21 protein-coding genes are annotated in these 23102 nt (G+C 65.6%); 11 read left to right on the forward strand and 10 right to left on the reverse strand.

The window, feature by feature from the left end:
* Positions 1-24 precede the first annotated feature (24 nt).
* From AC1PLA_RS13660 to prmB, 4 genes are read right to left on the reverse strand one after another with little or no spacing between them, the layout of a single operon-like run.
* Complete coding sequence (locus tag AC1PLA_RS13660; protein WP_481104742.1) at positions 25-1101, reverse strand: 2-hydroxyacid dehydrogenase; 1077 nt, start codon at positions 1099-1101, stop codon at positions 25-27.
* Positions 1094-2197 (reverse strand): chorismate synthase, encoded by a 1104-nt coding sequence (gene aroC, locus AC1PLA_RS13665; protein WP_039522212.1) that lies wholly within the window; start codon positions 2195-2197, stop codon positions 1094-1096. Before aroC ends, AC1PLA_RS13660 begins: the two co-directional genes overlap by 8 nt.
* The gene (locus AC1PLA_RS13670; protein ID WP_481104743.1) at positions 2187-2675 is read right to left on the reverse strand and encodes a hypothetical protein; all 489 of its coding nucleotides are present in this window, start codon (positions 2673-2675) and stop codon (positions 2187-2189) included. The genes aroC and AC1PLA_RS13670 overlap by 11 nt, the downstream gene beginning before the upstream one ends.
* Positions 2665-3591: a 50S ribosomal protein L3 N(5)-glutamine methyltransferase gene (gene prmB, locus AC1PLA_RS13675; RefSeq protein ID WP_016903701.1), complete on the reverse strand. Its 927-nt coding sequence runs from the start codon at positions 3589-3591 to the stop codon at positions 2665-2667. The genes AC1PLA_RS13670 and prmB overlap by 11 nt, the downstream gene beginning before the upstream one ends.
* Before the next feature lie 80 nt (positions 3592-3671).
* On the opposite strand from prmB, the gene AC1PLA_RS13680 reads away from it, so the two are divergent.
* A complete protein-coding gene (locus tag AC1PLA_RS13680) occupies positions 3672-4322 on the forward strand; it encodes an SCO family protein (protein WP_481104744.1) in 651 nt (216 codons plus the stop codon).
* Positions 4319-5167 (forward strand): archaetidylserine decarboxylase, encoded by an 849-nt coding sequence (asd, locus tag AC1PLA_RS13685; RefSeq protein ID WP_481104745.1) that lies wholly within the window; start codon positions 4319-4321, stop codon positions 5165-5167. Before AC1PLA_RS13680 ends, asd begins: the two co-directional genes overlap by 4 nt.
* Before the next feature lie 649 nt (positions 5168-5816).
* Here the strand turns inward: asd and AC1PLA_RS13690 are convergent.
* Entirely contained in the window at positions 5817-7400 is a 1584-nt protein-coding gene (locus AC1PLA_RS13690; RefSeq protein WP_481104746.1) for a transglycosylase SLT domain-containing protein, read from the reverse strand.
* A 284-nt stretch (positions 7401-7684) separates the two neighbouring features.
* Between AC1PLA_RS13690 and AC1PLA_RS13695 the strand changes: the two genes are divergently transcribed.
* On the forward strand, positions 7685-9190 hold the full coding sequence (locus AC1PLA_RS13695) for a helicase HerA-like domain-containing protein (RefSeq protein ID WP_481104747.1): 1506 nt from the start codon (positions 7685-7687) through the stop codon (positions 9188-9190).
* Positions 9191-9256: 66 nt separating this feature from the next.
* Entirely contained in the window at positions 9257-9772 is a 516-nt protein-coding gene (locus tag AC1PLA_RS13700; RefSeq protein WP_115511298.1) for a hypothetical protein, read from the forward strand.
* A gap of 67 nt (positions 9773-9839) precedes the next feature.
* On the opposite strand, the gene nudK is transcribed toward AC1PLA_RS13700, so the two are convergent.
* Entirely contained in the window at positions 9840-10439 is a 600-nt protein-coding gene (gene nudK, locus AC1PLA_RS13705; RefSeq protein ID WP_481104748.1) for a GDP-mannose pyrophosphatase NudK, read from the reverse strand.
* A gap of 356 nt (positions 10440-10795) precedes the next feature.
* Between nudK and AC1PLA_RS13710 the strand changes: the two genes are divergently transcribed.
* Complete coding sequence (locus AC1PLA_RS13710) at positions 10796-12070, forward strand: hypothetical protein (RefSeq protein WP_481106201.1); 1275 nt, start codon at positions 10796-10798, stop codon at positions 12068-12070.
* A gap of 410 nt (positions 12071-12480) precedes the next feature.
* Here the strand turns inward: AC1PLA_RS13710 and AC1PLA_RS13715 are convergent, their stop codons facing one another.
* A complete protein-coding gene (locus AC1PLA_RS13715; RefSeq protein ID WP_481104749.1) occupies positions 12481-13947 on the reverse strand; it encodes a rhomboid family intramembrane serine protease in 1467 nt (488 codons plus the stop codon).
* A 106-nt stretch (positions 13948-14053) separates the two neighbouring features.
* Between AC1PLA_RS13715 and greB the strand changes: the two genes are divergently transcribed.
* Complete coding sequence (gene greB, locus AC1PLA_RS13720; RefSeq protein ID WP_104554371.1) at positions 14054-14560, forward strand: transcription elongation factor GreB; 507 nt, start codon at positions 14054-14056, stop codon at positions 14558-14560.
* Positions 14561-14685: 125 nt separating this feature from the next.
* On the opposite strand, the gene rimO is transcribed toward greB, so the two are convergent.
* The gene (rimO, locus tag AC1PLA_RS13725; RefSeq protein ID WP_481104750.1) at positions 14686-16059 is read right to left on the reverse strand and encodes a 30S ribosomal protein S12 methylthiotransferase RimO; all 1374 of its coding nucleotides are present in this window, start codon (positions 16057-16059) and stop codon (positions 14686-14688) included.
* Positions 16060-16238: 179 nt separating this feature from the next.
* Between rimO and AC1PLA_RS13730 the strand changes: the two genes are divergently transcribed.
* From AC1PLA_RS13730 to AC1PLA_RS13745, 4 genes are all read left to right on the forward strand, one after another.
* Positions 16239-16901 (forward strand): dienelactone hydrolase family protein, encoded by a 663-nt coding sequence (locus tag AC1PLA_RS13730; RefSeq protein WP_016905084.1) that lies wholly within the window; start codon positions 16239-16241, stop codon positions 16899-16901.
* A complete protein-coding gene (locus tag AC1PLA_RS13735) occupies positions 16898-17335 on the forward strand; it encodes an HIT domain-containing protein (RefSeq protein ID WP_024939538.1) in 438 nt (145 codons plus the stop codon). Before AC1PLA_RS13730 ends, AC1PLA_RS13735 begins: the two co-directional genes overlap by 4 nt.
* 27 nt (positions 17336-17362) lie before the next feature.
* On the forward strand, positions 17363-17530 hold the full coding sequence (locus tag AC1PLA_RS13740; RefSeq protein WP_006452352.1) for a LiaI-LiaF-like domain-containing protein: 168 nt from the start codon (positions 17363-17365) through the stop codon (positions 17528-17530).
* A gap of 473 nt (positions 17531-18003) precedes the next feature.
* Positions 18004-18189, forward strand: coding sequence for a LiaI-LiaF-like domain-containing protein (locus AC1PLA_RS13745; protein ID WP_481104751.1), 186 nt, complete (start codon positions 18004-18006; stop codon positions 18187-18189).
* A gap of 22 nt (positions 18190-18211) precedes the next feature.
* On the opposite strand, the gene dcd is transcribed toward AC1PLA_RS13745, so the two are convergent.
* Together dcd and apbC are read right to left on the reverse strand one after the other, a co-directional pair.
* Positions 18212-18781 carry a dCTP deaminase gene (gene dcd / locus AC1PLA_RS13750; RefSeq protein WP_010366727.1) on the reverse strand — a complete coding sequence of 190 codons (570 nt, stop codon included), beginning with the start codon at positions 18779-18781 and terminating at the stop codon, positions 18212-18214.
* A gap of 96 nt (positions 18782-18877) precedes the next feature.
* The gene (apbC, locus tag AC1PLA_RS13755; protein WP_481104752.1) at positions 18878-19729 is read right to left on the reverse strand and encodes an iron-sulfur cluster carrier protein ApbC; all 852 of its coding nucleotides are present in this window, start codon (positions 19727-19729) and stop codon (positions 18878-18880) included.
* A 339-nt stretch (positions 19730-20068) separates the two neighbouring features.
* Here apbC and AC1PLA_RS13760 point away from each other — a divergent pair, with 339 nt between their 5' ends.
* The gene (locus AC1PLA_RS13760) at positions 20069-23059 is read left to right on the forward strand and encodes a TonB-dependent receptor plug domain-containing protein (RefSeq protein ID WP_481104753.1); all 2991 of its coding nucleotides are present in this window, start codon (positions 20069-20071) and stop codon (positions 23057-23059) included.
* Positions 23060-23102 lie beyond the last annotated feature (43 nt).

Raw genomic sequence — 23102 nt, forward strand, 5'->3', positions numbered from 1 at the left:
TCCAAAGCTGGCCGCGGAGGTTCCCTATCGTTTGGTCGTGATGGTTTTGCCGGTGCCGGTGCTGGTCGCTTCACCAGCGCGCGCGCCGCCCTGTTTGGCAACAGCCACCGCATCAGCATTCAGCGCGCTCGGCGGGTGGCCGGCATTGGCGCCTTTGCCCAGCGCGGCAATCAGGTTGTCCACCGCCAGCTGCACCATCGCGCGGCGCGTGGCCAGGCTGGCGCTGCCGATATGCGGGGTGAGTACGACGTTGCGCAGGGCCAGCAGCTCGGGACGGACGGCCGGCTCGCCTTCGTAGACATCCAGGCCGGCACCGGCCAGGCGCCCATTGGCGAGCGCATCGGCCAGCGCGCTTTCATCGACCAGGCCGCCGCGCGCGATATTCACCAGCGTGGCGGTGGGGCGCATCTTGCCCAGCGCCGCGGCATCGATGATGTGGTGCGAGTCCTTGGTGTACGGCAGCACCAGCACCAGGTGATCGGACTGCGCCAGCAATGTATCGAGGTCCACGTACTGCGCGCCGAGCGCCTGTTCGGTGGTGGCCGGCAGCTGGCTGCGGTTGTGGTACAGCACGCGCATGCCGAAGCCATGCGCGCCGCGGCGGGCGATACCCTGCCCGATCCGGCCCATGCCCAGGATGCCCAGCGTGCTGCCGTGGATATCGGCACCGAGCATGGTCTTGAACGACCACTGCCCCCACTGCCCGTCGCGCAGCCAGCGCTCGGCTTCGGTGATGCGGCGCGCGGTGGCCATCAGCAAGGCAAAGCCGAGATCGGCGGTGGTCTCGGTCAGTACATCCGGGGTGTTGCTGGCCAGGATGCCGGCTGCGCTGAGCGCATCCAGATCCAGGTTGTTGTAGCCCACGCCGACGTTGGCGATCGCGCGTAGTTGCGGTGCAGAAGCGATTTCCGCCGCGCCGATACGCTCGTTGAGGGTGATCAGCGCACCGTCCAGCGATGCCAGCCGCGCAGCCAGCTCGGCCGGCGAATACGCGGTGACGCGCGCGGTGGTGGTCAGCTCGAAATGCTCGCCCAGCTGCGCGACGACATCGTCGAACAGCGGCTGGCTGACCCACACCTTGGCGCGGGGCGACTCAGACATCGGCCTGACCGGGAATGCGTGGCGCCACCTCGCCGACATCGCCGCACTGGGCGCGATGACGCAAGGCCTGGTCCATCAATACCAGCGCCATCATCGCCTCGGCGATCGGGGTGGCGCGGATGCCGACGCAGGGGTCGTGGCGGCCGGTGGTGATCACATCAACCACCGCGCCGTCCGCGTCCACGGTCGCGCCGGGCAGACGCAGGCTGGAGGTCGGCTTGAGCACCATCGAGGCGGTGATCGCCTGGCCGGTGGAAATGCCGCCCAGGATGCCGCCGGCATGATTGCTGAGAAAGCCTTCCGGGGTGATCAGGTCGCGGTGTTCGGTGCCCTTCTGCGCGGCGCTGGCGAAACCGTCGCCGATCTCCACGCCCTTGACCGCATTGATGCTCATCAAGGCGGCGGCCAGTTCGGCATCGAGCTTGCCGTAGATCGGCTCGCCCCAGCCCGCCGGCACGCCACCGGCCACCACGTCCACGCGCGCGCCGACCGAGTCGCCGGACTTGCGCAGCGCGTCCATGTAAGTTTCCAGCTCCGGCACCTGCTCGGCATGCGGCCAGAAAAACGGATTGTCCTCGACCGCATTCCAGTCGAAACCGGTCGGGCGGATCTCGCCCAGCTGCGATAGAAATCCGCGCACCAGCACGCCGTAGCGCTGCTTGAGCCACTTCTTGGCGATCACCCCGGCGGCCACACGCATGGTGGTCTCGCGCGCGGACGAGCGCCCGCCGCCGCGCGGATCGCGGATGCCGTACTTCTGCCAATAGGTGTAGTCGGCGTGCCCGGGGCGGAACTGCTGGGCGATGTTGCTGTAGTCCTTGCTGCGCTGATCGGTGTTGCGGATCAGCAGGCCGATCGGCGTGCCGGTGGTGCGGCCTTCGTAGACGCCGGACAGGATCTCGATCTCGTCGGCTTCGCGGCGTGCCGAGGTATGCCGGCTCTTGCCGGATGCACGCCGCTGCAGATCGTGGGTGAATTCTTCCGGCGCGATCTCCAGGCCCGGCGGGCAACCGTCGACCACGCAGCCGATCGCCGGCCCGTGCGACTCGCCGAAGGTGGTGACCGTCAACAGGCGGCCGAAACTGTTACTGCCCATGACGGCATCCTCTCAACATTGCAGCAGGTGGCGTGGCGCGCAGGATGCGCGGCAGGTGACGTGCCGCCACCAGCATCGGTGCCACCGCCAACAGGCCGCTGAACACCAGCACAAAGACATCCAGCTTAATGCGCCCACTCAGCAGCCAATCGGCGAGCAGGTGCAGCGCAACGCCAGTTCCGACCAGCAGGCCGAGTGCCACAATGAGCGTGCGGCGCCGATGCGCACGCAAGGCCGCATCCGAACTGACCACCACGATCCACGCCGACACCAGGCCGAAAAACGCCATCAGGCCGAAGCCGATCTCCGCCCCCGCCCTCAACAAGCGCTGTGGCAAGGGACCGCCGTACATCGGGTCGAACAGGCGGTACACCACGTCGATCAAACTGAGCGGAATGCCGACGCCGAAGATGGACACCGGCACCAGCAACAGCAGATCGCTCAGCTGCGGCCGCGCGATGGACGAATCAGCGCGCACTGGCCAGCTCGGCGATGCGCGCGCCGTGCGCGATCAGCTCGCGGCATTCGACCGCGAAGATGCCCATCTGCCCCACCTTGAACTCGACCCAGGCCAGATCCACTTCCGGCAGCAGCTTGATCAGGTGCTGCTCGGACTCGCCCACTTCGCAGATCAGCAGGCCATCTTCGCTGAGATGCTGCGGCGCATCGCGCAGGATCTTCAGCACCAGATCCAGGCCGTCGTCGCCCGCACGCAGACCCAGCTCCGGCTCGTAGGAATACTCCTGCGGCAGCGCATCGGTTTCGTCGTTGGTGACATACGGCGGATTGGTGACGATCAGGTCGTACTGGCGGCCACCCAGCCCGGCGAACAGGTCCGACTTGAGCAGGGTGACATTGTCGGCATGCAGGCGCGCCTTGTTTTCGGCGGCCAGTGCCAGCGCGTCGTCGCTGATGTCCACGCCGTCCACGTCCCACTGCGGGTTGTAGTGGCCCATGGCGATCGCGATGCAGCCCGAACCGGTGCACAGGTCCAGCGCGCGGGTGACTTCGCGGCCGCCCAGCCAGGGTTCGAAGCCGGCTTCGATCAGCTCGGCGATCGGCGAACGCGGCACCAGCGCTCGCGCATCGCTCTTGAAGCTCAGCCCGGCGAACCAGGCCTCGCCGGTCAGGTACGCCGCCGGCACGCGCTCGTTGATGCGGCGCTCGAACAGGCCCAGCACCTGCTCCTTTTCCGAGCGCAGCAGGCGCGCCTGGCCATAGGCCGGCCCCAGATCGTGCGGCAGATGCAGGCTGTGCAGGACCAGCTGGGTGGCCTCGTCCAGCGCATTGTCGTAGCTATGGCCGAAGGTCAGACCGGCGGCATTGAAACGGCTGGTGCCGTAGCGGATCAGGTCGATGATGGTGTGCAGTTCGTCGGCCGCGGCGGCAGTCATGGCAACAACTAAAGAGGAATCGGCCCACGATTATAGAGGTCGGATCGGTATCATGAGCGTCCGTTGCACTGGAAACCGCCATGTTCAATCGCAATACCGGCATCGTGCTGCTGGTGGCGCTGGCCGCCGGCCTGGGGCTGTTGCTGGGCCAGAAGTTTCTCGGCGCCGCGTCCAGCTCGCCCTGGCCGCCCACCCGCACCATCACCTTTTATCCGCAGCCACGCACGCTGCCGCAGTTCAGCCTGCGCCAGTCCGACGGCACCCAGCTGGTACCCGGTGAGCTGAAGGGACATTGGACGCTGGTGTTCCTGGGCTTCACCTTCTGCCCGGACGTCTGCCCGACCACGCTGACCGATCTGGCGGTGGCGCAGCAGCAGTGGGAAAGCATCCCGGATGGCCTGCGCCCGCGCGTGCTGTTCGTGTCGGTGGACCCGCAGCGCGACCCGCCGGCGCGCCTGGGCGAATACGCGCATGCCTTCCACAAGGACACCCTGGCCGCCACCGCCGAGGTGCCGGCGCTGCAGCGCTTCGCCACCGCGCTGGGCTTCGTGTTCCAGAAAGTGCCGGGCAAGGGCTTTGCGGACAATCCCAACGACTACAGCATGGATCACTCGGCCGGCATCGCCGTGCTCGACCCGCAGGGCCGCCTGGCCGGGCTGATCCGTCCCCCGCTCGACCCCAAGGCGATCGCCGCCGACCTCCAGCAACTGACCAAGGTAACCGCTCCGTGAGTCTCGTCACTTCCCTGACCTACGTGCTGCCGCACCGGTTGCTGTCCTCGCTGGCGCGCGCGCTGGCCTATTCCGATACGCCGTCCACCAAGCAATGGTTGATCGACACGGTTACGCGCAAGTTCGGCGTGGACCTGGGCGAGGCGCTGGAACCGGACCCGCGCGCCTATCCCACCTTCAATGCATTCTTCACCCGCGCCTTGAAGCCGGGCGTACGCGTGCCCGACGCAGATCCTGCGGCGCTGCTGATGCCCGCCGACGGCCGCATCAGCCAGCTCGGCCCGATCGAGAACGGCCGCATTTTCCAGGCCAAGGGGCAGTCGTTCACTGCCGCCGAGTTGCTCGGCGACGCCGAAGCGGCGTTGCCGTTCAACGACGGCCTGTTCGCCACCGTCTACCTCTCGCCCAAGGACTACCACCGCGTGCATATGCCGTGGACCGGCACCCTGCGCGAGACCGTGCACGTGCCCGGCCGCCTGTTCAGCGTTGGCCCGGATGCGGTGCGCAACGTGCCGCGGCTGTTCGCGCGCAACGAGCGCCTGGTCTGCCACTTCGACACCGACTTCGGCCCGATGGTCTCGGTGATGGTGGGCGCGCTGCTGGTGTCGGGCGTGGAAACGGTGTGGAGCGGCGTGGAGATCCCGCGCTACGGCGACCGCATCACGCGCAAGGACTATCGCGGCAAGGGCATCGTGCTGGAGAAGTTTGCGGAGATGGCGCGCTTCAATTACGGCTCGACCGTGATCGTGCTGCTGCCGCCCGGTGTCGCAAAGCTCGATGGCGGACTTGCCGCGGAGACATCGGTGCGCCTGGGGCAAGCGCTCGCCCGTCGCCAGATGGGCTGATCACTGCCGTGCGCCTGCGATGCCCGCTTCGGTTGCAAGTGATGCAACGCAGCGACGCCGTCGTAGGAGCGGGCCTGACGGCGACAGGGCCTTCTCGACGACGTTCAATGCGCAGACGCATGTCGCACTCCCAGCTTTCGATGTAGAGCGTCCTCGCCTGCGTTGGAACTAGCCGGACTGGTTCGTCGCGGCCAGGTCCGCTCCTACAACGGCGCAGCCCGACGCAGCGCGCCGATGCGGTAGGCCTGCCTGCGCTGGCCGACGATCTCCGCTGATCAGTTCGATGGCCTACTCCGATGCAGGAGCATGGGACTGCGACGAAAACGCCGCCGCGACGGTGTCATTGCCGCCAGGCTCGCTCGCTACAAGACCGATGCCCAATCAGACTCCCACAAGAACGATGCGGGTGTAGGAGCGGGCCCGACCGCGACATGGCATTCGCAGTGAGGCTGGGGGCGCTTGCGCCTTTCTGACTCCAGCCTCCGATTCGGAACTGCCTTGCCTGTGCCGATGAAGCTACCGGGACTGCTTCGTCGCGGCCAGGTCCGCTCCTACCGGAGCGCCCTACCGCTTCTAACGGAGCGCGGCCCGGCGCAGCTTGCCGAAGCAGCTGGCCGTGTTCTAACCGACGTGGTACTGCAAGCGCTGCTCAGCGATCGCAGCCGGCCAGCTTGATGCTCTGCCCTGGCTTGAGCGCATACGACGGCGCCTTCAGGCCATTGGCCTTGGCCAGTTCCTTGATCTCGCACTGGTACTTCTGCGCGACGCGGCCAAGCGTGTCGCCCCTGGCGATGGTGTAGCTGCGCGCCTGCTTGGCCTTGGGCTTGGCGATCGCCGGCTGGCCGGTGGCCACGGTGGTCGGCACACCGGCCATCGGGCTGACATCGCCCACCGCAACGCTGGGCACGTACTCGGGGGCGCCGCTGCTGCGCACGATCGCGCTGTTGAGATCGGCGGTGATCAGCGTGCGCGCCAGGTCCGCGCGCGGGCCGTTCACGCAGTAGCGCGTGTACAGGCTGACGATGCGGTTGGTGGCGTTGATGACGGTGCCGGCCGGGATCCAGCCATCGGATTCATAACGCGGGTTGAGGTTGCGCAGCGCGCGCATGTAGCCGTCGCGCGTGCCCATGCTGCCCAGGCAGATGGTGAGTTCGTAGATGGTGGTCGACTTGGCCAGCTTCAGCGTGGCCGGCTGCGCGTCGAGCTTGGCGAAGTCCACACCGTACTGGCGCGGGTGCAGGAAGATCCATGCCGCGGCGATCACCATCGGCACGTAGTCCTTGGTTTCGGCCGGGAACTGGTTGTAGACGTCCTGCTCCCAGAACCCGCGCCCGCCGCTCTGCGAGAACACGCGCGCGGCACGGCCTTCGCCACCGTTGTAGGCGGCCAGCGCCAGTTCGATGTTGCGGTTGAGCCCGGCCATGCGCTCGTTGAGGTAGGCGGCGCTGGCTTCGGCGGCGCTGCGTGCATCGAAGCGCGTGTCGAAGCCGGTGCCGTCCGGGCCCAACCCGAAGCGACGCCCGGTGGCCGGCATGAACTGCATCAGCCCGGCCGCACCGGCACGCGAACTGGCGTGCACCTTGCCGTTGGATTCCTTGGCCATGATGCCGAACAGCAGCGCCTCAGGCAGGCCGCGCTTCTGCCATTCCGGCCACATCACCCCGCGCAGGTTGCTGTAGTTCTCGTAGCTGGTCAGCAGCGCCGGGCGCATGTCGGTCAGCCAGCGGCGAATGCCGGCCTGCACGGCCGGGTTGTACTGCACCATCTTGTCGAAATCGTGGCGCTGGTCGTTGAGCAGCGTGGCGGCACGCGCCGCCTCGGGCACGCCGTTCGCCGCCGGGCCGAGGTGGTCCGGGTCGGCCTGCAGCAGGGTGTCGTCGTCCTGCGGATCTTCGGCGGCCGGCGCTTCGGCATCGGCGCGCGCCTTCAGCAGGCGCTTGTAGGTGGCCAGCTGATTGGCGACCAGGCAGCCGCGCTGCTTGATGCAGGCGTCGATGACGTCTTCCATGTCCTCCAGCGCGGCATCGCCTTCGGCGGTGCCCTTGGGGTCGGAGTTGTTCACCAGCACCAGCGCATCGCGGTAACGCTTTTCGGCGGCGGCCATGCGGGCATCGAGCACGGCGGCCTTCTCCGTGTCGCGTTTGGAAATGGCGTGGGCAGCGGGGACGACAGACATCAGCGCCACCACGACCAGAACCGGCCATGGGCGCAAACCAAAATGAGCGAGCGGCATCGTAGGCAGTACAGCGGAAAGGCAGGCAGGGTAGCCGCCGGGGCGACACTGGGGCAAGGCGGCGGGGCCGGCAGGGTCAGTGGGCCGTTAGCTTGGCGGTGGCGCAGCGGGCCTGGAATGCCTTGGGGAAGGGCGGCAAGCGGCTGGCACACCGGCTGCGTCAATGCACTGCCTGTCGGCCGCCGGCAGTCGGACAGCGCGGTCGGAATCCGGGGTCAAGCCCCGCCCGGTTTGCCCGGCCGGATTGCCCGCTAGAATCCGGCGTTTCCCACCGGATCTACGCTATGGCCTCGTTCCTGCTCGGCAAAGGCGTCACCGACGACATCCCGGTCGTGCTGGAAGGACGCTTCGGCAATCGCCACGGACTGGTGGCCGGCGCCACCGGCACCGGCAAGACCGTGACCTTGATGACCCTCGCCGAAGGCTTCTCGCGCATGGGTGTACCGGTGTTCCTGGCCGACGTGAAAGGCGATGTCGCCGGACTGGCGGTGGCAGGCGACGGCGCCGCCGGCGTGCTGCAGCGCGCCACGGAGATCGGCATCGCCGACTACGCGCCGGCCGCCAGCCCGGTGGTGTTCTGGGATCTGTACGGCCAGCTCGGCCACCCGGTGCGCACCACCGTCAGCGAGATGGGCCCTACCCTGCTCGCGCGCATTCTGGAACTCAACGACACCCAGTCCGGCGTGCTCGACATCGTGTTCAAGCTGGCCGACGACCGTGGCCTGCTGTTGCTGGACCTGGACGACCTGCGCGCGCTGCTTGGATTGGTGGTGGAAGAACGCAAGGAACTGTCCACCAGTTACGGACTGGTCTCCAGCCAGTCGGTGGCCGCGATCCAGCGCGCCCTGCTGCGGCTGGCGCAGGACGGTGGCGAGCACTTCTTCGGCGAGCCGGCGCTGGAGCTGGCCGACCTGATGCGCGTGTCTGCGGACGGCCGTGGTGTGATCGGCATCCTGGCGGCCAATCAACTGGTGCTCAAGCCGAAGCTGTATTCCACCTTCCTGCTGTGGCTGCTGTCGGAACTGTTCGAGCGTCTGCCCGAGGTGGGCGACCTGGAACACCCCAAGCTGGTGTTCGTGTTCGACGAAGCGCATCTGCTGTTCGACGATGCGCCGGCTGCGCTGGTGCAGCGGATCGAGCAGGTGGTCCGGCTGATCCGCTCCAAGGGCGTGGGCGTGTATTTCTGCTCGCAGTTTCCCGACGACATTCCGGACAACATCCTCGGCCAGCTCGGCAACCGCGTGCAGCATGCCCTGCGCGCGTTCACCCCGCGCGACCAGAAGGCGGTCAAGACCGCGGCGCAGACCTTCGTGGCCAATCCCAAGCTCGATGTTGCCACCGCGATCTCCAGCCTGGGCACCGGCGAAGCGCTGGTGTCGCCGCTGCAAGGCAAGGGGGTGCCGGCACCGGTGCAGCAAACGCTCATCGCCCCGCCACGCTGCCGCATGGGCGCCATCAGCGAGACCGAACGCGCGCAGGTGCGCGCTGCCAGCCCGGTCGGCACCCGCTACGACACCGCGATCAACCGCGAATCGGCTGCCGAACTGCTGGCGCGCCGGGTCGAACAGGTCGCGGAACACAACGCCGCACCGCCGGCACGCAAGCGCGAAGATGACGATGCGCACGACAGCGGCTTCGGCAAGGCGGTCAAGGACGCGGTGTTCGGCACCAGCCGCCGCCAGGGCATGCTCGAAGCGATGGCCAAGCAGACCTCGCGCACGGTGGGCAACAAGATCGGCCAGCAGATCGTGCGCGGCATCTTCGGCAGTATTTTTGGTGGGAAGCGTTGAGTAAAACGAATAACCACAGGGACGAACACTATGCGCAAGATATGGATGCATCTTTGTGGGATTGCCATGCTTGTTCTGACTGCAACTTGCGGAGCACAGGAAAAAACACGCAACCCCAACTACGACTACCACGATCCTGGCTATGGTCCAATCAAGTGGCCATTGCGCAGCCAGCACCTTCTCGCCGGCCATTACTCAGGCCTCTTGCAGATAGAGGGCGAACGCCCTGAATGCGCAAGTGCACACGCTGACTTGTGGCTGGAAGCCGCCGTCAAGGATCAGAAAAGTCATCGCTATACGTTGAAGTACACCTGTCTATCTGGACAAGATCCTAAACATCACAGACAGACAGTGACCTTGCGTAGTACGTGGTGGGTGGATGAGATCGCGGGCAGCTGCTTGATCTTGCAAGCAGAGCCCGACCCACGCTTTTCCTATCCCTCTCCGCTCTACGGATTCCGGATTGATGAAACCGACAACCCCAAACCCGGTGTTGCTGAGTTCCTATCCCAGGATGGCGGAAGCTGTCAGAGCGGCGGAGCATCCGAATACCAGGACAAGTTCCTGAAGCGCGTGCATTGAGTTGCAAGCGACCTAGATCTTTGGCAGCCGACTCTGAGGCGCTACCGCCATAGCGCAACGTGCTGCTCTATGCCAACACACCATGCAACTTGGCGTACTGCAGCAGCATGATGGTCTTGGCGTCGGCGATCTCGCCCGAGCCGATCATCGCCAGCGCTGTATCAAGGGACAGCTCGAGCACCTCGATCTCTTCGCCGTCTTCTTCGAGTCCGCCGCCCTCGCTGACCTTGTCGCCGTCGAAGTATTCACCGACGAAGAAGTACAGGCGTTCGGTGACCGAGCCAGGGCTCATGAAGGCCTCGAACACCTTGCGCACGTTGTCGATGCGGTAGCCGGTTTCTTCTTCGGTTTCCTTGCGGATGCAGGTCAGCGCATCGTCCTGGTCGAGCAGGCCGGCGCAGGCTTCGATCAGCATGCCGTCGGGATTGCCGTTGAGCAGCGTGGGCAGGCGGAACTGGCGGGTCAGCATCACCGTCTGCTTGGCGCGGCTATACAGCAGGATGGTGGCGCCATTGCCACGATCGTAGGCCTCGCGCGACAAGGTCTGCCAGCGGCCGTCCTTGCGCTGAAAATCGAACGTGACCTTGCGCAGCACATACCAATTGTCAGAGAGCACATCGATGCCGCGAATGCGGACCTGCGGGTTGCCAGTGGCAGAGGGATTCAAGCGACACTCCTTGTGATGCGAGCGACGGCAATGCAGGGGCGCGGCGCGCCCGGTCGCTCGTATGGGCCGCAAGATTGCGGCGGGCCGCTATTTTACCTATTGCCCCCCAGTGCGTCGGACAGATCATGCACGCAACGCATCAATGGTCTGTCGATGCGCATCCGATGCTATCGGACACAGCGAGCTTTAATGCAATGCCCGCACTGACGCCTGGCCTGGCCAGCAATATCCGGACCGTGCCGGCGACATGTCGCCGGCCTGTGCCCATTCCAGGTTTAATTGGCTCGCCCTCCCCCAATTGCGTGACGGCACGCGCCACCGCACAATCCGGTCACATCACACGCCTGGGGAGCGTCATGGAAGACCGTTTTCGCGCACGCAAGGTTGCCGCGCAGGCCGCGCCGGCACCGTTCTGGACCCGCATTCCCGCCATTGCCACCTATCCGCTGCGCGGCTCGGCGCTGTACGCATTGATTGCGCTGACGCTGTGCAGCGCGCTGCTGGTGCTGCCCGGCATCCTGAAACTGGTGGTCGCCGGCGTGCTGGGCATGGCGACCTACACCTATGCCTTCGACATCCTGCGCCATACCGCCGACGGGCAAGCCGACGCTCCCCGGCTGGGCTACAACAGCTTCGACAGCGCGGTGCTGCGGCTGGTCCTGCTGGCGCTTGCGCTGGGCATCGTCATTGGTGCGGCGGGCGTACTGGCGGGCAAGCCTGGCCTGACCATCGCCTATCTTGCAGCCCAGTTGCTGCTCCCGGGCATGATGATTGCGCTGGCCATCGACGGCAGCCTGCGCCGCGCCCTCAATCCGGCCGTGTCGATCGACATGGCAGTGCGCATCGGCTGGCCGTACCTGGCTGCATACGGTTTGCTGTACGTGATCCAGGGCAGCGCCACTGCGGCGATCTTCATCGCGGTGAAGTATCTGCCGCCGATCGTGCGCGAGGCGACGATGGTGATCGCCTCGATCTGGAGCCTGTTCGCCAGCTTCCACCTGATGGGGTATCTGGTCTACCAGTACCACGAAGAACTCGGCTACGTGCCCAGCGGCGATGCGGCGTTCGAGCGCGAAGACCCGGATCAACGCCTGCTCGACGAAGCCGAACAATACCTGCGCGACGGACATTCCGACGAGGCATTCCAGGCCCTGCGCGGGGCAGTGCGTTCGCGTGCGGTGAGCCTGGCGGTGCACGAGCTGTATCAGCGCCTGCTGCGTCAACACCATCGCAACGATGAACTGCGCGAGCACACCCGCCAGTACATCAACCGCCTGCTGCAGGAAACACAGGAGCGTCGCGCGCTCGCATTGCAGCGCGAAGCGCTGGACGGCGACTCCACGTTTACCCCGCTGACGCCTGAGCACGCCACCTTGCTGGCCGAGCGCGCCAAGATGGCCGGGCAATTCCAGCTGGCGACCGACGGCCTGCTTGCGGCAATCGCCGCGTGGCCGCGCGATCGGATGATGCCGGCCTGGTCACTGGATGCCGGCCTGCTGTTGGGCGAACGGTTCGGCCGCGATGAGCAGGCGCGCGCAGTGCTGCAAAACGCACTGGCTCAATCCGACGACGATGCACTGCGCACTAAGCTGGAAGCCGCGCTGAAAGCTGTGGCGATTCAACCAGCTTGAGCAGCCAACAGAACTTTTTTAAGGCGCCGAGCAAATCCCGATAATCGGCTTATGCGACGTGCACTGCTCGCAGCCATGCAGACCGACCCTCTCGACTGGTCCTTGCCCGCCCACCGTCTCGGGACCTTACGCGGCATGGATGCCGCGTAAGAGCCTACACGGACGTACTTGCGGCGTGTCCTGCGATGGTGGGCGGGTAAGGGCCCTGCAGCCAGGCTGCAGATCCACCGCTCTGCAACTCATCCATCCGCGCTAGATAATCCTGCTCGAGGCAGAAGACACAACAGCAACCCGGCCCTCGCGTAGCAGTGTCTTTCAAGTGCAGTCAAATGCCAGGTCAAAAACTCGGTGAGTCGAGCGCGCGGTGCCCTCACCGCTTGCTTTGGCAAAACGGATCAAGCAGAAACCACTCACCCGTTCTCGAGCAAAAAGCGCGCCTTGCTGGCCTGTGCCTGCTCGGGAAACTGCTCCAGCAGCTGACGCAGCAAGCGCGTACGCTGCGCGCCGTCCTGCAGCTCGCCGTGCCGCAGGGCCAGCACGAACCAGTGGTGCGCCAGATCGGCGCGCGGCATCCCCGACTCGCCTTCCTTCAACAGACATTCGGCATCGGCCAACAATCCCGTTCGCAGGCATGCGCCGATCAGTGCCATGCGTGCCGATGACGCGTACCCGATCCCGGCCTTGCTCAGTTCGGCAGCGACTATCAGCTGGATGCACGTCTGTTCGGCGTGGTGCGTGTGCAGCTGCAACAGCGTCTGCGCATGCTGCAGGCTGTCCTGGTTGCGGCCGGCATTGCGCGCGGTGCGGTAGCGCGCCAGCGCCACGTCCAGGTTATGCGGCTGTTCGCTGGCCAGCTCCGCCAACAGGCGCTCGGCTTCCACGTTCTCCATGCGTCCCAGATGCCGCTGCGCGCGCTCCCAGCGATCGTCCACCAGCACTGCCTCGCTCTCCTGCATGAAGGCCGGGCGCGTGCGCCGCAACAGCACCAAAAAGACGCCAAGCAGCGCGCCACTGACCAGGCCACCGGCGTGTGCCTCAAAGGCGACGCTGCCGTTGTCGCTCCATAGCAGGCTGTACAGCTCCCAGCCCAGCCACAGCGGCAAGAGCAGGATCGCCGGCCCGCGTACGTAATCAAATACCACAAAGAACCAGTAGAAGAAGCGCACCTTGCGCCTGCCCCAGACCACGCAGAACGCGCCCATCAAGGCAGCGATCGCACCGGAGGCGCCCAGGCCGCCGCCCGGTGCGCCCCAGCGCCACCACAAGCTGGCCGCGCTGGCACCGAACCCGCCGAGCAGATACAGCAGCAGGAACCAGCCGCTGCCGATCGCACCTTCCAGCAAGGTGCCCAGCGCCAGCAGAAACAGCATGTTGCCCAGCAAATGATCGAAGCTGCCATGCAGGAAGGTGGCCGTCAGCATTCTCGCAGGTGACCACTCGGAGCTACGCTGCAGATGCCGCAACGTGAACACCTTGGACAGGCGCGCATCGTAGGGCGCGCGCAATGTGCGCCATTCGCGCTGACGCTGCTCGTCCTTGAACAATGCGCCGCTGCGCAACGCCTCTGTAAAGGCCAGGTCGTGCATCGTCAGCTGCGCCAGATAGGCAAGGCGTTGCCGCGCCGGCACGCTGTCCAGCCTGGCCTGGCGCGCAGCGCGTAACTTGGTGTCGTCGGTCTGCTGCAGATAGCGCTCGTGGGCTTGCGCCTCCACTGCACCGAGGCCGGACTCGACGTAGTAGCGCACCGCGTTTTCGACCAGCGCGTCGTCCTTGCGCTGATAGCCCAGGTACACCACCACATTGGCCAACACCAGCAGCAGCGTCACCCAGGGAATGTTCTGGCGCGACCAGGGCTTGTGCAGCGGCATCAGCAACATGACAACGTCCGTGTCCCAGAAAGCGTAAAGCTTCGCCGTGCGACGGCAGATGCGCAAGCCGGCCATGCGCGCTAGCATCGCGGCCCCGCTGCCCGATACACCGCCCATGAGCCGCTGGCGCCCGCCCGCCGAAAAAAGCACCGCACTGATCACGCCCGAGGGCCACGCCCGGCTCAAGGCCGAGCTGGAAGAGCTGTGGCGCGTGCGTCGGCCGGAGGTGGTGCGTGCGCTGGCCGCCGCCGCGGCAGAAGGCGACCGCTCGGAGAACGCCGAGTACACCTATCGCAAGAAGCAGCTGGGCGAGATCGACCGCCGCGTGCGTTATCTGAGCAAACGGCTGGAAGCGCTGCGCGTGGTGGATACCGCACCGACCGATCCGCGCGCGGTGTTCTTCGGCGCACAGGTCGAACTGGAGGACGCCGACAGCGGCGAGCTGCTGCACTACCGCATCGTCGGCCCGGACGAAACCGACGCTGGACGCGGCTGGATCAGCATCGACTCGCCCTTGGCGCGCGCGCTGCTGAAAAAACGCGTGGACGACGAGTTCGAAGCGCAGTTGCCGTCGGGCAAGCACACCTTCGTGGTGGTGTCGGTGGATTACGCCACTCACTAGGCGAGTGATCGCACCCTGCTGACCTGCGTGTAGGGGCGCACTTGTGCGCGATGGGGCATTATCGATAAGGCCCCATCGCGCACAAGTGCGCTCCTACGGACAGGTGTGCAAGGACCAGCGTCCAGTTACACCATCTGCAGATTCAACGGACGTCCCTGCTGGATTGCGACATTGGCCGGCAATGCATCGCCGAACAGATCGTGCTCGTCACTGTCAGTGATTTCCACATCGACCAGGTCGCCGACCTTCAAGCCGCGCTCGCCGCCGTTCTGGATATGCACCAGACCGTCGATTTCCGGGGCGTCCGCGCGTGAGCGCGCCACCGTGATATCGTCCTCGATCAGGTCGACCAGGCATTGCTGCACGCTGCCGATCTTGGCCTCCAGCCGCGCGGCGGAAATCTCCGCCTGCCTGGCCATGAAGCGCGCCAGACGTTCCTGCTTGAGCTCTTCCGGCACCGGGTCCGGCAACGCGTTGGCGCTGGCACCCTCCACCGGCGAATACGCAAACGCGCCGACGCGATCGAGCTGGGCCTGATCCAGGAAGTCGAGCATGGATTCGAATTCGGCATCGGTCTCGCCGGGGAAGCCGACGATGAAGGTGGAGCGCACCGTGATCTCCGGGCACATCGCCTTCCAGCGCTGCACGCGCTCGAGGGTTTTTTCCACCGCACCGGGCCGCTTCATCAGCTTGAGGATGCGCGGGCTGGCGTGCTGGAACGGGATGTCCAGGTACGGCAGCAGCTTGCCTTCGGCCATCAGCGGAATCACATCGTCCACGTGCGGGTACGGGTACACGTAGTGCAGCCGCGTCCACACGCCCAGCTCCGACAGGCCTTCGCACAGCGCCTTCATGCGGGTCTGGTACATGCGATCGCGCCACGGGCGCTCGGCATATTTCAGGTCCACGCCGTAGGCCGAGGTGTCCTGCGAGACCACCAGCAATTCCTTGACCCCGCCACGCACCAGGCGTTCGGCTTCGCGCAGCACCTCATCGACAGGACGCGAGGCCAGATCGCCGCGCATCGAGGGAATGATGCAGAAGCTGCAACGGTGGTTGCAGCCTTCGGAGATCTTCAGGTACGCGTAATGCCGCGGGGTCAGCTTGATGCCGTAGTCGGGCACCAGATCCACGAACGGGTCGTGGCGCGGCGGCAATGCGGCGTGCACCGCCTCCATCACGCTCTGGTAGTCCTGCGGGCCGGACACCGCCAGCACCTGCGGGTAGGCCTCGCGGATCTGTTCCGGGCGCTTGCCCAGGCAGCCAGTGACGATCACCTTGCCGTTGGCGTTCATCGCCTCGCCGATCGCGTCCAGCGACTCGGTCACCGCCGAGTCGATGAAGCCGCAGGTGTTGACCACCACCACGTCGGCAGCGTCGTAACTGGGCACGATGTCGTAGCCCTCCACGCGCAGCTGGGTGAGGATGCGTTCGGAGTCGACGAGCGCCTTCGGGCAGCCAAGGCTGACGAAGCCGACTTTGGGGTTCAGCTGGGACATGGAAGCAGGAGCCTGGGAACGGAGCGGCCTGGGGCCTGAGTGGAGCAATTATAGCGGCGCGCGGGCAGCGCTCTGAACCGCGCTGCGGGCAGGCAAGGTCATCTTAGCGAGACCCTCACCTGCAGCGCCGCCGATCCGGTCGATAATGCGCGCCTTTCCCTACCGCAGCAGGAGTTCCCATGGGTCACTGGACCACGCTCGACACCCCCGACGGCCAGGTCGCCGCCTGGCACGCCACCCCGACCTCCAGCCCGCGCGGCGGCCTGGTGGTGATCCAGGAGATCTTCGGCGTCAACGAACATATCCGCGCGGTGGCCGATGATTACGCCGCACGCGGCTACGAAGTGCTGGCGCCGGCCTTCTTCGACCTGGAAGAGAAGGACGTGCAGCTGCCCTACGACCAGGAGAGCCTGCAGCGCGGCCTGGCACTGGCCAACGCGGTCGGCCTGGAGCGCGCGGTGGAGGTGGTCAAATCCGCCGCCACCCTGCTCGGCCGCGCCGGCAAGGTCGGCACCGTGGGCTATTGCTGGGGTGGCTCGGTGGCGCTGCTGTCGGCGATCCGCCTGGGCCTGCCCTCGGTGAGCTACTACGGCGGCCGCAACACCCAGCTGCTGGACGAAACTCCGAAGGCGCCGGTGATGTTCCACTTCGGCGAGCAGGACACCAGCATTCCGCCCGAGGCGATCCAGGCCCACCGCGAGAAGCTGCCGCAGATGGAAACCTTCGTGTATCCGACCGGCCACGCCTTCAATCGCAGCATCGACCCCACGCATTACGACGCAGACAGCGCCGAGCGTGCACTGGAGCGCACCCTGGGCTTTTTCGAAGCGCATCTGGGATGAGCGGGACTGCAGCCGGCACGTCCGGGGCGAGCGGCTTCCAGCTCGATGCGCGGCTGGCCGCAGACAGCGTGTTCGTCGCCGACGGGCCGCTGTCGCAGGTGCGGCTGATGGACGACAGCCGCTTCCCGTGGCTGGTGCTGGTGCCGCGGGTCGCCGATGTCAGCGAGTGGATCGATCTGGATGGCGGCCAGCAGCGTCTGTTGCTGGCCGAGATCAATCAGCTCTCGCAGTTGCTGCGGGTCGAGCCCGGGGTCGCCAAGCTCAATATCGGCGCGCTGGGCAACATCGTGCGGCAGCTGCACGTGCATCTGGTCGGCCGGCACCCGGGCGATGCGGCCTGGCCTGGCCCGGTCTGGGGCAGCGGCAGCGCGCAGCGCTTCGAGGCCGACGCGCTGCACCAGCATGTCGCTGCGTGGGCGCAGCGGCTACGATAGGCGCCCGTCTCACAACCACCTTTCCGCATGAAATCCAATGTCGTCGCCGCGCTGATCCTGATCCTCGTCGGCCTGCTGTTCCTGGCCAACAACCTGGGCTGGACCAATGTCAGTCTTGGCCGGCTGATCGCCACGTGGTGGCCGGCGGCGTTGGTCGCCTGCGGTGTGGGGATGTTGTTTGGGCGCGGCAAATAGCCGGGAATCGGGAATCGGGATTGGGGAATCGTAAGAGCGCCCTTTGGCGCTGTTGGTTCCCGAACTATCCGGCCGTGGCTGCTGATCTGTCACTGATTGAATGCGGCAATGCGCCTTGAGGCGCGGCTCTTGCCTGTGCGAATGATGGGCGTCAGCGCCTAAAAATATGGAATGGAGCGATTCCAGCAGTCAGCCCCAGCGCCTGGTCAGAGCGCCGACATCCTTCTCCCATCGGGAGAAGGTGCCCGAAGGGGCGGATGCGGGGACGCGCGAGGCCTCATGCGCTAGCCGACTGCACCGGTAGAAAGCCAGGGCTTCTGTATTCCTGAGACTGCCAGCGAGCACGACACGGCCACCAATGCAGCCATGACCTGGCCGACATGACGTTTGTCATCTGCAAGTGTTGACTTCCGGCACCTGATCGGTGGGTGTATTGCGCGCAGCATGGGCGCACACCTACCGAGGACATTGCCATGCACTATCGCCTGATTCCCGCCCTGTCCCTGATCACGCTGGGCACGCTATTTCTGCTGGACAACCTCGGGCTGGCCCGTATCGACCTGGGCAACCTGGTGTCGACCTGGTGGCCGGCGTTGCTGATCGCCGCGGGCGTGCGCCAACTGCTGCGCTACCGCGAGCGGGCCACCGCGACCTGCTGAAGGCCGCGGCTGCTCCACTGCATCAGGTGCGCGGCAGGGTCACGCCGGTCTGGCCCTGGTACTTGCCGCCGCGGTCCTTGTACGAGGTCTCGCAGACTTCGTCGGACTGGAAGAACAGCATCTGCGCCACGCCTTCGTTGGCGTAGATGCGCGCCGGCAGCGGCGTGGTGTTGCTGAATTCCAGCGTGACGTGGCCTTCCCATTCCGGCTCCAGCGGGGTCACGTTGACGATGATGCCGCAGCGCGCATAGGTGCTCTTGCCCAGGCACACCACCAAGGTGTCGCGCGGAATGCGGAAGTATTCCACCGTGCGTGCCAGCGCGAAGCTGTTGGGCGGGATGATGCACACATCCGATTCGATATCGACAAAGCTGCCCGGATCGAAGTGCTTCGGGTCGACGATGGTCGAGTTGATGTTGGTGAAGATCTTGAACTCGCGCGAGCAGCGCACGTCGTACCCGTAGCTGGAAGTGCCGAAGCTGACGATGCGCTGGCCGGCGGCATCGTGCTTGATCTGGCCGGGCTCGAACGGCTCGATCATCGCGTGCTGTTCGGCCATGCGCTTGATCCAGCGGTCGCTCTTGATGCTCATGCGGTGTTCCTTGAAGACGGAAGGCGGCAGGCCGAGCGGCCCGCGCGAAAGGCAGCGAATTCTAGCAAGCGGCCGGCACCAGCGCCGGCCTGCGCGCTACAGCAGCGAAGCCGAAATCGGGATGCTGGCGCGCGGCCGCTTGCCCAGCTCCTCGGACAGGCGCGCGGCAGCGGCCAGATAAGCCTGCGCTGCAGCCGACTCCGGCGCGGCCACCACGATCGGCTGGCCCGCATCGCCCTGCTCGCGGATCGCGATCGCCAACGGCAACGACCCCAGCAAGGGCACGCCGTACTGCGCGGCCATGCGCTCGCCGCCGCCCTCGCCGAACAGGTGCTCGCGGTGACCACACTGGCTGCAGGTGTGCACCGCCATGTTCTCGATGATACCAAGCACCGGCACCTCGACCTTTTCGAACATCTTCAAGGCCTTGCGCGCATCCAGCGTGGCGATGTCCTGCGGCGTGGTGACGATGACCGCGCCGGCCACCGGGATCTTCTGCGACAAGGTCAGCTGGATGTCGCCGGTGCCTGGCGGCAGGTCGATCAGCAGGTAATCCAGGTCGTCCCACAGAGTGTCGTTGAACAGCTGGGTCAGTGCCGAGGTTGCCATCGGCCCGCGCCAGATCATCGGCGTGTCCTGATCGACCAGCAAACCGATCGACATCGCCTCGATTCCGAACGCGCGCAAGGGCTCGATCGACTTGTTGTCCGGGCTGTCCGGCCGCCCGCTCAGGCCCAGCATCGCCGGCACGCTCGGCCCGTAGATGTCCGCGTCCAGTACGCCGACGCGCGCGCCCTGCTGACGCAAGGCCAACGCCAGATTCACCGCGGTGGTGGACTTGCCCACCCCACCCTTGCCCGAGCCCACCGCGATCACATTGCGGATGCGCGGATGCGGCGCCAGCGCGCCCTGCACCGCGTGCGCGGGGATTCTGCGCTCGCCGCTCATGCGCGTGCGCTCTGGGGGAGGTCGATCGCCTTGCTTGAAGCGTATTGCACCATCGTCGTCATTGCCTGCCTGATTCGTCGTGCGCTGCCAACACAGCGATGGCTGCATCGCCAGGCGCAGTGCATGGGAAGACCGGCAGTTTACCGGCTCGGCCACAGGCAGATGCGTTTCAAGCCACTACCGGACATCGGCGCTGCGCGCTCACGCATGTGTCAAACCGCGACAAATTTCACAAATGTGGACACACGATTAAGGAATTGTTACGTTCGGGATTCAGTTCAGCCAGCGCTCAGCGAGCACAGCTGTTTCGCAAAATCCCAGCGAGGAATCCGCAAGGTCATGTCGAGCCGTCTTCCGCAACACACCCAGCGTCATCGTTTGAGCACCGCGTTGTTTGCCGTGCTGGCCGCGTCTGCCGGCCACGCTGCCGCGCAGTCAGAAAACGGGGTCGCACCCGGCACCACCGATCTGGACAAGGTCACTGTCACCGGCTCGCGCATTGCGCGTACCGGCTTTGTCACGCCCTCGCCGGTCACCGCAATCAGTGCCGAGGAAATCCGCGCCACCGGCGCGACAACCATCAGCGACCTGATGGCGCGCATGCCGGCGCTGGCACCGAGCTACACGCTGGGCAATTCCACCCGCTTCATCGGCACCGCCGGCCTGGGCCTGCTCGACCTGCGCGGCATGGGCGTGGACCGCACCTTGGTCCTGGTCAACGGCCGCCGCCACGTTGGTTCCAGCCCGGGCTCGACTGCGGTGGACGTCAACACGATTCCGGTGGAATGGGTGGAACGCGTCGAAGTCATCACCGGTGGTGCCTCGGCCGTCTACGGCGCCGACGCAGTGGCCGGCGTGGTCAACTTCATCCTCAAGAAGAACTTCACCGGATTCGAGACGCGCGCGCAGACCGGCCTGGCCGATGAGGGCAACTACAACCGCTCCTTCGCCAGCTTCTCGGCAGGCACCGACTTTGCGGACGGCCGCGGCAACATCGCGGTGTCGGGCGAATACAGCAAGCAGGACCGCTTCGGTCGCGGCAACCGCGCCATCGGCCGCGAGTACCTGGTGTCGGTTCCGAACCCCGCGTTCGATCCGGGCCAACCGCCGAGCGAGCGCAATCCGCAGAACGTGCTCAGCGGCCCGGGCGGCAATCATTCCACGTCCTACGGCGGCACCTTCAACCTGGGCACCTTCGATTTCCGCAACCCGGCCAGCTATGGCAACCGCTACCTGTTCAACCAGGACGGCAGCTTCCGCCGCAACCGCTACAACGGCACGGTGGTCAGCAACACCTCGTGCGTGGATTGCGATTTCGTCGATCTGAATGCGGTCGCCGACCTGCAGCCCGGCTTCGATCGCAAGAGCGTCAATACCATGATCAACTTCGAGGTCAGCGAGAACCATCGCCTGTTCTTCGAAGGCAAGTACAGCGAGACCGATTCGGACTTCTTCGGCCAGCCGGCCTTCGACAGCTCGCTGCGCGTGCGCCGCCAGAATCCGTATGTCAGCCCCGAACTCGGTGCGCTGATGGATTCGCGCGGTGCCACGCAGATCCTGATGAACCGCTTCAATGTCGATGCCGGCCGTCGCGGCGAGAACATCGAACGCAAGACCTATCGCGCAGTGCTCGGTGCCGAAGGCAACTTCACCGACAACTGGACCTACGACGTGTCCGCCAACTACGGCAAGACCACGGTCGACCGCTTGAATCTCAACAACCGCATCAACGAGCGCTGGCAAGCCGGTATCGATGCCGCACGTGATGCCAGCGGCAACATCGTCTGCCGCACCACGCTGGATCCGAACGCAATCAATCCCCACACCAACCGCGTCTATTCGGCGCTGGCGCGCGAAGGCTGCGTGCCGTTCAGTGTGTTCGGCAATGGCGCAGTGACCCCGGAAGCAGCCGCATGGTTCAACACCACCGCGCGCTCGCAGGCCAAGATCCAGCAGACCGTGTTCAGCGCATCGGTGGCCAACAGCAACCTGCTGTCGCTGCCGGCCGGCGACATCGGGTTTGCCGGTGGCGTGGAATACCGCAAGGAGCAGAGCGAGGAAATCACCGATCCGCTGGCAGCCTCGGGAGCGACCTTCCTCAACGCCATCCCCAACAGCGGTGGCGAATACACCGTCAAGGAAATCTTCGTCGAGAGCACCATTCCGTTGCTCGCTGGCCTACCGGGCGTGGACCGGTTGGCACTGGATGTGGCTGGACGCTATTCGGACTACGACAGCATCGGCTCGACCAAGACCTGGAACGTGGGCCTGGACTGGACCATCATCCCGTCGCTGCGTCTGCGCGGCACCGTGGCACAGGCAGTGCGCGCGCCCAGCATCGGTGAGCTGTACGACTCGCAGAGCGAAAACTTCGCGACCATCAACGATCCCTGCAACTACCTGCCGACCAACACCAACCGCCCCGGCACCGCAGGCGATGTGGCATTGCGCCAGGCCAACTGCAGTGCGCTGGGCGTGCCGGTGGGCTGGATCGATACCTTCACCTCCACCCGCCCCGGCGTGAGCGGCGGCAACCCGGAGCTGAAGCCGGAGCGCGCGCGCAGCCTGTCCTATGGCCTGGTGTGGCAGCCGGAGTTCTTCGACGGCTTCGGCATGTCGATCGACTACTGGCGCATCGACCTGCAGGACGCGATCGGCACCGTGACCGCGGAGACCAATGCCACGCGCTGCGTGGACAATCCAGGCGGCATCAACAACAGCTTCTGCGGCTTCGTGCAGCGCGCCCCGCTGGGTGGATTCACCGACCCGCAGGGCCGCATCTATCCCGAGCACAGCATCATCGGCTGGCAGGCGCTCAACGAAAACCTGTCACGCTCGCGGCGTGTGGGCGTGGATCTGGAAATGGACTACCGCTTCCAGCTCGGCGAAGGCAACACCGTGCTGCGCCTTGTCGGTACGCGCCTGATCCAGTCGCGCGAATGGGTGTTCCAGGACTTCCCGGCCGAATACGACGAGTACGTGACCTACGTGACCGACCCGCGCTGGCGCGCGCAGTTCCAAACCAAGTACAACTGGAACGAATGGCGTGCCTCGTGGGACATGAACTATGTGGACGGCAACTTGCGCGTGACGCCGGAGAGCTACAACAGCAATCCGGGCTCGGCCAGCCCGATCAAGAACGGCTCGTACACCTACCACAACTTCCAGTTCGGCTATCAGTTCCCCGGCTCGAAGATTGACGTCTACCTCGGCATCGATAACGCCTTCGACAAGGATCCGCCGCGCAACTACTTCGGTTCGGACTTCACCTCCGCGTTGTACGACAACATCGGCCGGTTCTTCTATCTGGGCACCACTGTCCGATTCTGAGGCCTGTTGACGATGCATCGAAAAGACCCCGTTCGACGGGGTC

The sequence above is a fragment of the Xanthomonas sp. NCPPB 1826 genome (genome assembly GCF_056725285.1).